The organism is Aeribacillus sp. FSL W8-0870 (genome assembly GCF_037963755.1).
Classification (GTDB): Bacteria; Bacillota; Bacilli; order Bacillales; family Aeribacillaceae; genus Aeribacillus; species Aeribacillus composti.
On sequence record NZ_CP150165.1, the window covers coordinates 2,955,221 to 2,966,367 of the forward strand.

The 11,147-nt window shown below is 38.9% G+C and carries 10 protein-coding genes; 1 reads left to right on the forward strand and 9 read right to left on the reverse strand.

Annotated features, from left to right (window positions below; all coding sequences use genetic code 11):
- Window positions 1–18: 18 nt before the first annotated feature.
- The 9 genes from NSU02_RS14390 to hemA all read right to left on the reverse strand — a co-directional run bounded on the left by NSU02_RS14390 (window position 19) and on the right by hemA (window position 10,473).
- The gene (locus tag NSU02_RS14390) at window positions 19–1,032 is read right to left on the reverse strand and encodes a hypothetical protein (protein ID WP_339193174.1); all 1,014 of its coding nucleotides are present in this window, start codon (window positions 1,030–1,032) and stop codon (window positions 19–21) included.
- A gap of 73 nt (window positions 1,033–1,105) precedes the next feature.
- Window positions 1,106–2,248 carry a stage VI sporulation protein D gene (spoVID, locus tag NSU02_RS14395; protein ID WP_339193175.1) on the reverse strand — a complete coding sequence of 381 codons (1,143 nt, stop codon included), beginning with the start codon at window positions 2,246–2,248 and terminating at the stop codon, window positions 1,106–1,108.
- A 27-nt stretch (window positions 2,249–2,275) separates the two neighbouring features.
- Window positions 2,276–4,105, reverse strand: a complete 1,830-nt coding sequence (locus tag NSU02_RS14400) for an IS1182 family transposase (protein ID WP_339193176.1) — start codon at window positions 4,103–4,105, stop codon at window positions 2,276–2,278.
- 142 nt (window positions 4,106–4,247) lie between these two features.
- Window positions 4,248–5,531 (reverse strand): glutamate-1-semialdehyde 2,1-aminomutase, encoded by a 1,284-nt coding sequence (hemL, locus tag NSU02_RS14405; RefSeq protein ID WP_144597683.1) that lies wholly within the window; start codon window positions 5,529–5,531, stop codon window positions 4,248–4,250.
- Between the two features lie 16 nt (window positions 5,532–5,547).
- Window positions 5,548–6,531 (reverse strand): porphobilinogen synthase, encoded by a 984-nt coding sequence (gene hemB / locus NSU02_RS14410; protein ID WP_339193177.1) that lies wholly within the window; start codon window positions 6,529–6,531, stop codon window positions 5,548–5,550.
- A 3-nt stretch (window positions 6,532–6,534) separates the two neighbouring features.
- Window positions 6,535–7,332 (reverse strand): uroporphyrinogen-III synthase, encoded by a 798-nt coding sequence (locus NSU02_RS14415; RefSeq protein WP_339193178.1) that lies wholly within the window; start codon window positions 7,330–7,332, stop codon window positions 6,535–6,537.
- Window positions 7,329–8,270: a hydroxymethylbilane synthase gene (gene hemC / locus NSU02_RS14420; protein ID WP_339193179.1), complete on the reverse strand. Its 942-nt coding sequence runs from the start codon at window positions 8,268–8,270 to the stop codon at window positions 7,329–7,331. The genes NSU02_RS14415 and hemC overlap by 4 nt, the downstream gene beginning before the upstream one ends.
- 23 nt (window positions 8,271–8,293) lie before the next feature.
- Complete coding sequence (locus NSU02_RS14425) at window positions 8,294–9,115, reverse strand: cytochrome c biogenesis protein (RefSeq protein WP_339193181.1); 822 nt, start codon at window positions 9,113–9,115, stop codon at window positions 8,294–8,296.
- Window positions 9,116–9,135: 20 nt separating this feature from the next.
- Window positions 9,136–10,473, reverse strand: a complete 1,338-nt coding sequence (hemA, locus tag NSU02_RS14430; protein WP_339193182.1) for a glutamyl-tRNA reductase — start codon at window positions 10,471–10,473, stop codon at window positions 9,136–9,138.
- Between the two features lie 195 nt (window positions 10,474–10,668).
- Here hemA and NSU02_RS14435 point away from each other — a divergent pair, with 195 nt between their 5' ends.
- Window positions 10,669–11,142, forward strand: coding sequence for a hypothetical protein (locus NSU02_RS14435; protein ID WP_339193183.1), 474 nt, complete (start codon window positions 10,669–10,671; stop codon window positions 11,140–11,142).
- The last annotated feature ends 5 nt before the right edge of the window (window positions 11,143–11,147 follow it).

Sequence of the window (11,147 nt, forward strand, 5' to 3'; positions counted from 1 at the left end):
AGCTGACAGATCCCCCATTCATTCTGATGCCAATGAATCGTTTTCTAGTTTTTCATTCCATTTTAAAGCAATGTACCCGGTATTTTTCATTTGCCAGTATGCTCTTAACAGCTGTTTGCAATATTCTAATTCTCCCTTTTCGCTTTTCTTTTTTTGATATTGCCGGACAAGCTTTAATAATTTGGCTGGATAGGATAAATAGCTTACCAACAGCAATCTCTCAGTTTTTGTTAAAGGAAGCACTTTTTCGTAATCTGATATATATTGCACATTTTGATCACTAACGGTTGGTTCCGCTTCGGAGAGGTTCATAAACATTAAGAAAAGGTCGTAAATTGGAGTAGCAAATGCTGCATCTTCCATATTAATAAAATAAATTTTCCCTTTTGGATCTAACAGAAAATGAGATAAGGAGACATTTACTTTGTTCAGTGCAATTCGCATGTGAGGGGATTGCTTTATTTCGTTATACCACTCATCAAGCTTTGCTTCTGCAAATAAGATGGCTTGCCTCGTTTCAAAATAATAACTGAAGACCGCCAATTCAAAAGGCGACATATACCATTTTTTTTCGATTTGTTCCATAAATGCTTCCAGCAGGTTGAAATTTCTCTTCCACTTGTTCTGAATCTGTTGATACACATTTTCGAGCTGAACTAGAGGTATGTTGATTTCCTGTTTTGTTTTTTTATGGAGTTTCGCTAAGTGGTAAAAAAGGATTGAGGCATTTTTTTCATCAACGATTGAACCTTCCATCCAAGGCATTACATAAAACGATTGCGTTGAGTCATTAACAAACACATTTCCGTTCGTTGTCCTATAAATCGGCACGATTCCTAAAGATGGAAAGTCGTGAAAAATTGAATATAATTTTAGAATGTTTCTTTGCTTTTTAATCGTTGTTCGTTTTAAAGCATATGTTCTTTTTTCACAATGAATTTTCAAGACATTTTTTGTTTTTTTCTCTAAATAAATCGGTTTGATTGGATAATGCTGCAAAATCCTCATGGCCGTTTTCAGATCATCGCTCATCTTCCCACACGCCTTTAAAGAAAATAAAGAAAAGCTTGAGCTGGTTTGATCCCACTCAAGCCGCTTGCAAAAATTACGTTTGTTGTGTTTCAAGAACCGGGATATATAAAATGTCTCCTTCACTAATCTCTTTATCATGGTGAAATTGATTTACTCGATTGAGCTGCTGGAGCGTAATGTTGTAGCGTTCGCAAATATTTTCGAGCGAGTCTCCCTGCTGGACAATGTACATTCTTAATTTAGAAAATTCTTCTTCCTCATTTTTCGTAAACAATTTTGTTAAATATAAGGTGTTATCATTTTTCCTTACAGATTCTTTTTCTTCATCGTCTTTTTCGACATAATTGGAAATTTTATTGATCACTGGCTTTTCTTCTTCAATGCGGCCTTTCTCTTCCAAACTGACTTGATTTTTCTTCGCTTCAACAGTGAATGTATCGTAATCCGTTTCCGTTTCTTCTTCTCTCTTTAATGGCATCATAAAAACAATGTCTGCCGTCTCTTCATTGTCATCCTTTTGAACAGCATCACGATCATGTTCGATTTGCTCATTTTGATCGCGTTCGGCTGTATCGAATTCGAAATATTCATTAAGACTTTTCTGTTCATTGTCTTTTTCAATATTTTCCGCTTTGTTGATTGGTTCATCGTTGAAACGATTTTCTTTGATCGTTGATTCGGTTTCATCTTCTTTCCTTTCATCAGACTGTCGAACGGATGAGATTTCCGCTTCAGCATCTATGATCTCGTCCACTTCATTTGCAGCAGTTTCTTCCGCCTGCTCTTCTCGAATTCCGTAAATGGATAGATCAGCTATAAGCTTTAAACCATTTGCTTCCGGAAAATCATAATCAAATGATTCAATCGCCACAAACACCTCTTCTAAATTGGCAATTCTTTTTTTCGGTATTGTAATATCGACCGGAAGCTCGTGTCTAAATTCCATTACACCGTCATTTCTCGCTTCTACATTTTGTATATAACGGGCGATGGAGGAGGTTTGAAGAAGTTTATCATTCTGTTGCTCCTCTCCATCGAATTTGTATTCTCCGGAAAGCTCTAGAGCACCTTTTATCGTTACATATCCATCATGTTCTTCAATTGAGATGTCAGGTTCCAGTGAAATGGACAATAGTTCAGAAGGTTGAAAATGATGGCGAAACAAGACCGATTCCTCTACCGAAAATCGTAAAACGGACGTTTCTTCAATGGACATGCGGACTTCCTCCTTTCTCCAATCAATCTAATTTATCGTGCCATTAAAGATGTATGAAGGAGGATGACAAAATATGCACGGGAAACAAAAATAAAAGGGCTTGTCTAAAAAGTCCATAAAAACAGAGCGAATGGAGAAAACAATGAGTTTTTCCATTCGCTCTGTTTCCTTATTTTTGAAATTGGTTTGGGAATTTGCGGCCCATTTCAGTATGTTGTGGGCCATTGCCACAATCCCGAATTCTGTTCGGACTTTATGAAGCCCCCGTAACAGAAATCGAGTGAAACGCAAATTGCCCTTGATGTTACCGAACACACTTTCGACATCCACTTTACGCTTCGCATAAAGAGCTGCCTTTTGTTCGTCACCAAGAGCTGCTTTGGCTTTCGCTTTCATTTCTTCATAAATCGTGTTCCAATATACTCGACGATTTCCTTTGGCTTTCGTACACCCATTCTTCAACGGGCAATCCGTACAATCTTCACACTCGTACACTTTCAAATCTTGTATGTATCCAGATGCATTTTTTCTTTTTTGATAATACTTGAATACGACTTTCCGATTGTTCGGACAGATAAAGCAATCGTCTTCTTCGATGTATTTCCAGTTTTGTACTTTTGATAAATCCTTTTTAAACTTTTTACTTTGTTCCTTCAAATAGGTTTGGTATGGGGCTAATAATTCAAAACGAGGTTCTTTTTCTTCGCCAATCGCATATAAATAGTTTTCTTCACTCGCATATCCTGCATCGGCAATGACATACTTGAGTTTCTTTTCCTTCGGCATCGATTCCAATAACTTTTCCATAAATGGTTGGAAACAGCGAGTATCTCCTGGATTTTGATAAATTTCAAATCCCACGATAAATTGATGTTGTGTGGCGAGTTGAACATTATAACCCGCCTTGAGTTGGCCGTTTTTCATATGGTCCTCTTTCATTCGCATAAAAGTGGCCTCATGGTCGGTTTTCGAGTAGCTATTTCGTTCACCTAGAATCTGTTTTTGTACTTTGTATTTTCGTAATCGTGGAAGATAATCCGTTTGAATCGTTTTCAGTTGTTTGGTGAGTTGGGATTTTTTAGAGCGAAGTTCTTTTTTTCTTTCTTTGTCTTCTTCCTGTTTATAATCTTTTTCCAAAGCTTCTATTCTCTCAGAAAGTTGTGCCGATGATTTTTCTAATTCTTCTTCTAATTGTTCTTCTTTTAATTCCTCCAAGGCGATTTGGTGCGCTTCTTGTAGAAACGATTGAATTTTGGCTCGTAGTTTCTGATCATATTTTTCTACGGATTTTCGCCATACAAACGTATATTTGTTGGCATTCGCTTCTATTTTCGTACCATCCACAAAAATATGGTCGAGGTCGATAAGTCCTTGTTCTACTAGTTGAAGGACAAATTGTTCAAATACAGAATCCATCATGTTTGACATACGAACACTACGAAAATCATTTATTGTGCGATGGTCAGGGGTTTGCAATCCCGCCAACCACATCATCGGAAGATTTTCTTTCACCATTTGCGCTATTTTCCGACTTGAATAAACATTTTGAGTGTACGCATATAAAATCACTTTCAATAACATTTTAGGGTGATAGGGTGCACGACCCCCACCAACATAATGAGTATACAACACTTCATCCGGAATCGATTCCACCATTTCATCCACTAAACGGGCGACATGATTTTCAGGAATATACATTTCGATATCTAAAATGCTCATGACTTGACGATTGCAATAAGGTTGGAAAACTAGTTTTTTGCGTTTCTTATTCTTTTGAACCTCTATTTTTTGAATACCCTCTAGAGTCATTTCTAATTGCGTGTTATAATTTTCTTGAATAGTCATTTGATTATTCATAAGAAATCGTCCTTTCTGTAGAATGTTTTTTGGTCAATTTCATTCTATAAAAAAGGACGATTTTTTTGTACCCTAAAAACAGAAAAAAGGGCTGAGCCCAAGGTCGATTCAATCGACTTTTCGGACAGCCCCTTTTAGCTCGTTATCTCAAAACCGAAAAAGCTTTTTCACATGCTTCTATTGTTTTTTCAATATCTTCATCCGAATGCTCTGTTGACAGAAACATTCCTTCAAATTGGGAAGGAGGCAAGTAAATGCCTTCATCCGCCATAACACGATAATACTTTGCAAAAAAATCAAGGTTTGATGTTTTTGCTTTTTCGTAATTGACAACATCTTCATTTGTAAAGAAAAATCCGATCATTGATCCCGCTCTATTAATTGTATGAGGGATTTCATATTTTTGAGCAGCTTTGCGCAATCCTTCCTCTAATTTATCCGCTTTTCTTTTAAATTCTTTATATGTGTCTGGTGTAAGCTGAATGAGTGTTTCATATCCGGCTGTCATCGCAAGCGGATTTCCTGAAAGTGTCCCCGCTTGATAGATAGGACCGACAGGAGCGATTTTTTCCATGATGTCCGCCCGTCCGCCATAGGCCCCGACTGGAAGTCCTCCTCCAATGACTTTCCCCAAACATGTCAAATCCGGAGTCACTCCAAAGTATCCTTGGGCGCAATGATAGTCAACGCGAAAACCGGTCATCACTTCGTCAAAAATCAGAAGCGATTCGTATTGTTTGGTGATCTCGCGCAAGCCTTCTAAAAAGCCTTCTTTAGGCGGTACAACACCCATATTTCCGGCTACTGGCTCGACGATCACGGCAGCTATGTCTTCGCCAAATTTTTCAAAAGCAAAGCGGACGCTCTCTAAATCATTATATGGAACAGTAATCGTATGCTGGGCAATTCCTTCCGGCACCCCTGGACTATCCGGAAGCCCTAATGTGGCCACTCCTGATCCAGCCTTAATGAGCAGCGAATCTCCATGGCCATGATAACATCCTTCAAATTTTAAAATTTTATTTCTTCCCGTATATCCGCGGGCAAGGCGCAATGCGCTCATTGTCGCTTCCGTACCAGAGTTCACCATCCGCACAATTTCAACGGAAGGAACCCTCTCCACAACGAGCTCCGCCAGCTTATTTTCAATCAAGGTCGGCGCTCCAAAGCTCGTTCCTTGTTCCGCTATTTTCTTTAATGCTTCAACAACTCTGTCATTGGCATGTCCTAAAATTAACGGTCCCCATGAAAGAACATAATCAATATATTCGTTGCCATCAATGTCATACACTTTAGAACCTTTTCCGCGCTCAATAAAGATCGGATTCATTTGAACGGATTTAAACGCGCGCACAGGGCTGTTGACCCCGCCGGGCATCAACGTCTTCGCTTTTTCAAATGCTTTTATCGAACGTTCATATTTCATGAAATGAGCCCCCTTTTCAATAATCAGACTGTTCATCTAACCAACGGGCAACATCTTTTGCATGGTACGTAATCATTAAATCCGCGCCGGCTCTTTTCATGCTTGTAAGCATTTCAAGGACAGTGCCTTTTTCATCAATCCATCCATTTTCAGCTGCCGCTTTAATCATTGAGTACTCGCCGCTTACATTATAAGCAACGACAGGAAGGTTAAAATGATTTTTAACATCACGGACAATGTCTAAATAAGAAAGCGCCGGTTTCACAATTAAAAAATCGCATCCTTGTTCAACATCTGCTTCTGCTTCCCTTAATGCCTCCAGCCTGTTAGCCGGATCCATCTGGTACGTCTTCCGATCACCGAATTTCGGCGTGCTTTCAGCTGCTTCCCGGAACGGACCGTAAAAAGCACTGGCATATTTGACCGCATATGACATAATTGGAATATGAACAAAGCCTTCTTCATCAAGCGCTTCCCGAATGGCTGCGACAAATCCGTCCATCATATTGGATGGAGCAATTATATCCGCCCCGGCTTTTGCCTGGCTGACAGCTGTTTTGGCTAATAATTTTAACGAAGCATCATTTACAATTTGCCCGTTTTCCACAACTCCGCAATGACCGTGATCAGTATATTCACATAGACAAGTATCTGCGATAACGACAAGATCAGAATGCTGCTGTTTAATTTGAGCGATAGCCCGCTGCACGATGCCGTGATCATGGTATGCTCCTGAACCGACTTCATCCTTTTCATGAGGAATGCCGAATAAAATAACTGATTTAATTCCCAGCTTGACAACTTCTTCAATTTCTTCATTTAACCGGTCCAATGAAACTTGAAAAACTCCCGGCATCGATTGCACTGGATTTTTTTGATTTTCCCCTTCGACAACAAAAATCGGATATATTAAATCTTCTTTATGAAGGCGGGTTTCCCTGACCATAGCCCGCAGATTAGCTGTATGCCGCAATCGTCTATGCCGTGCAAAATTCAGCATGATCTATTCCTCCCTTTTTTCTGCGTATGCACACATTTTTTCCAGCATTCCATCAATTGTATATTTTTCCGGCATAATGCAAGTACACTTTATTTTATAAGACAGCAATTTATCTCTTGTTATCGGTCCGATGCAAACAAACACAATATCCCGAACCCTGTTTTCCAGCCCGTTTCTTTTGACAATTTTCATAAATGCAGAAGCTGTGGAAGAACTCGTCAGCGTAATAAAATCAATCGTTTTATTTTCAAGCAAATGCAACACTTCTTTTTCATTTTCCAACAATTGTATTGTTTCATAAACAACAAAATCAAAGAAAAAAATCTTTTTTTCTGTTAATACTTCACGTAAATAAGTGCGTGCCAAATTCCCGCGGGCAATTACTATTTTGCTGTCTTGCCGAACATGATCGATTAATTCTTCCGCTAAGCTTTCGGCACGAAACTCTTCAGGACATAAAGATACCTTCCATCCTATTTTCTCCGCAGCTTTTTTTGTCTTTATACCGACACAAGCAACGTTGACGTTTTTCAGATCTTCTAATTCCAATGACAAGTCTTTTACATGTTCGGAAAAATATTGAACGCCGTTTGCACTAGTAAAAACAATCCAGTCTTTAGATGTTAACTGTTTTAAAACGGGGAGGGCATTGAAATCCGTTTCTGTTTTCCTCGTTGCAATTAACGGAACTTCTATAGGACAGCCTCCCGCCGCTTGAATTTTCTTTGAGAATTCGGCAGCCTGGCTGTTCGCTCTCGTCACTAACACATTAAAACCATTCAATGGTTTTTCAGCACTCATTCATGGTTTAGCTCCTTTCTCACTTGTTCGACCAGCTCTTTGGCGCCTTGAGACGATAGAAGTGCTGCCATATCCTTTCCAAGTAAATTCGGATCTTTTCCAGTTTTCGTCTCTTTATATACCGTTTTTCCATTCGGAGATGCAACAAGTGCTGTCAACACAATTTCTTCATTTTCATCAACTTGAGCTAAACCGGCAATAGGCACTTGACAGCTTCCTTCCATATCATGCAAAAAAGCCCGCTCTGTTAAAACGGCTTTCTCCGTCCGTTCGTCATTTAGTTTTCTTAAAGCTGCAAGCAGTTCATGATCATCTTCTCGGCATTCTATCGCCAAAGCTCCCTGACCGACTGCCGGAACGCACATATCAGGCGGTAAAAAGTACGCTTTTTCCAATTCGTCTTTCCAGCCCATTCGTTTAAGACCTGCTGCTGCTAAAATGATTGCATCATAATCGTTGCCTTCCCGCAGCTTCTTTAGACGCGTATCAATATTTCCGCGAATCCAACGGACGGTTACATCGGGGCGGACGGCTAAAATTTGGGCGCTCCTTCTTAAGCTGCTCGTTCCAACAACAGCGCCAGCTTTCAAATCTCTTAAAGTTTGGCAATCCTTCGAAATCAAAACATCGCGGCAATCTTCTCGTTTAGGAATGCAGCCGATCGTCAAGCCATTCGGCAAGACAGCCGGCACATCCTTCATGCTGTGCACGGCCATATCAATATCACCGTTTAGCATAGCCTGCTCAATTTCTTTTACAAAAAGGCCTTTCCCGCCTACTTTTGAAAGAGTGACATCAACTATTTTATCACCTTTTGTGACAATTTCTTTTATTTCGAATTCAAATGGGGCCCCAAGCTCTTTTAATCTCTCGATCACCCAATTTGTTTGGGCGATTGCTAACCGACTTCGCCTTGACCCGACAATAATTTTTCGCATAAACATCCTCCTGAGCACATGCATTAATGGAAATTCGATAAGCTTCCAAATAAAAAGAAATTAACTAACAGCACTAAAAATGAGGCAACGTTTAAAAAGGCAATTCTTTTCCATTGCCACTCTTTTACTACTCTGGCATACAAATAAAAACTGTATATGCCTAAAACAGAAAATGAGCCGATCACTTTTGCATCATACCAGTTCAAATTTGGCACCTTTAAATAAGCCCATATTATTCCTAAAATGAGAGCTAATAGCAATATAGGTACACCGATCATATTTAAAACATATGTCATATAATCCAGTTTTGCCAAATCTTGAATGCGATGAAGCCTTTTCCCCCATTTTTTCTTTTTTAATAAGTTGTGCTGTATCAAATAAAGAATGGAAAAAACAAATGAAAGCGAAAACGCTCCGTATGATAGTATCGCCATCGTGATATGGATCAATAACAGTTCTGAAATTAACCTGCTGGATACTTCAGTCGATACTGCCTCTGAAGGAGCAAACGTCCGGATGGCCATAATGATAAAACCAATGACATTCGTAAAGAAGACAATAAAATCGACTCGAAGCAGCCGGTTGATCACAAGAGAAAGAGTGACCAATACCCATGCATAAAAATAAAGACCTTCCGCTATGTTTAAAACCGGAAATCTGCCCGTTTGCGCCATTTGCGAAAATAAAAAAAAGGATTGTAAAACCCAGACAATAGAAAGTAACCAGAAGGCTATTTTGTTTGCCTTCCGGTTATGATGCAAAAAATCTATAAAATATAAGAAAACGCTCAATGCATATAAAACAATCATCAATTCGTTTAATCTAATGATATTCCAATCAAACATATAGTAGTTTTTCCTTTCACTTACATTTCAAGTGAAACATTTTTTGAATGCGTTTTTAATTGAACGGAAGGAGTTTGTTCTATTAATTCTTCATCTAAATCTAAATTAAAAATCTCTTTAAATAAATCCAAAGATTGTTCGCCATTTGGAAGAGCAGCCAGCTCTTTCACTTTTAATATCGGATCTCTCAACATTTGATTGACAATGCTTTTCGTATGTTTATTTAATATTTTTCTTTCGCGTTCTGTCAAATTCGGCAGCTTCCGTTCAATACTTTTCATTGTTTCCGATTGGATAAGAAGAGCTTTTTCCCTCAATGCAGCAATAACCGGAACAACCCCTAATGTATTCAGCCATTTCGAAAACTCCAAGACCTCTCGCTCGATCATGATTTCAATTTGTTCAGCCGCTTCTTTTCTTTCCTGCAAATTCGCTTCGACAATTCCTTCCAAATCATCGATGTCATATAAAAAAATGCTGTCTATTTCACTCAATGCAGGATCTAAATCGCGTGGAACCGCAATATCCACCATCAGAAACGGGCGGCCTTTTCTTAACTTTTCAACATCTAACATCATGTCTTTCGAAATCACAAAACTCTTTGCACCTGTTGAACTAATTAAAATATCTGCCTCAATAAGCGCACACTGAAGCTCAGACATCATTTTTGCTTGTCCGGAAAAACGCTTCGCCAATTCATTCGCCTTTTCAAATGTGCGGTTCATAACCGTAATTTGTTTGACTCCGCTGCCATGTAAATTTTGTACGGCAAGCTCTCCCATTTTTCCTGCGCCTAAAATAAGCACATGCTTGCTGGATAGGTCGCCGAAAATTTTTTTTGCCAATTCTACGGCAGCATAGCTGACGGAAACAGCATTTGAACCGATTTCCGTTTCCGAATGGGCTTCTTTAGCCAATGTTACTGCCTGTTTAAACAGTTGATTAAAAATCGTTCCGATCGTGTTATGTTCTTGAGCTAATAAAAAGCTTGAACGGACTTGTCCTAAAATTTGCGTTTCGCCTAAAATCATAGAATCCAGGCCGCATGCCACCCGAAACAAGTGCTGAACAGCCTGTTCATTTTCAAAGTATTTTAGATACGAATCGAACTCCTCAATGTCCATATTGAACCATTCAGCTAAAAATGCTTTTATATAATAACGCCCTGTATGAAGCTGATCAACAACTGCATAGATTTCTGTCCGGTTGCAGGTGGAAACGATCACGTTTTCCAAAATGCTTTTTTCATTCTTCAACCGTTTCATTGCAGAAGCTAAATCATTGCTGCTAAAACTCAACCTTTCGCGAATTTCAACAGGGGCTGTTTTATAATTTAACCCAACAGCTAAAATATGCATCTCCGACCCCCCAAAAGCAAATACATACTGACTTTATTATAACAAAATATCGACAAAAAAATGTGAACAGTATATGAAACTGTATGATATGATGATAAAGTAAGAAACAGATATAAATTATATTAATTATTACATTAAAAATATTATCAAAAAAGAGAGCCGGAATCAAGTCATCAAAACAGAGGTGATCGTTAAGTGCGTTGGACGTTTGTTGCTATGATTATGCTGGAGATCGGGCTTTATTTCTTGTTGAAAAATTTCGATCTCTTTTTCAATATGAACATGAACACTTTGCCTTTCTTTTTTATCATGTTTGGCATCGCCTTTATGGTTCAGGCAAAAGCGGAAAAGGATGACCAAGCAATCGTTCCTGCCGTTCTGCTGCTTGGCCTTGGCATCCATTTTTTATGGGGAAAATCATTCCCGTTCTGGCCTGATGATTTAACCGCAATGATCTGGATCATTGCCCTTGCTTTCATCATTCGGTCTGCTCAAACAAAAAGCGGGTTTGCACAAGGATTTATCCTTCTTTTGATCGGAAGTTTCCTTTACTATTTTCCGTCCGCTTTGACATCTTTTATTCAAAAGAGCGTTTCCAATTGGCAAGCCTTTTGGCCGATTCTTTTTGTTATTGCAGGTTTGTATTTATTGTTTTTCAGAAAAAAATAAAAGGA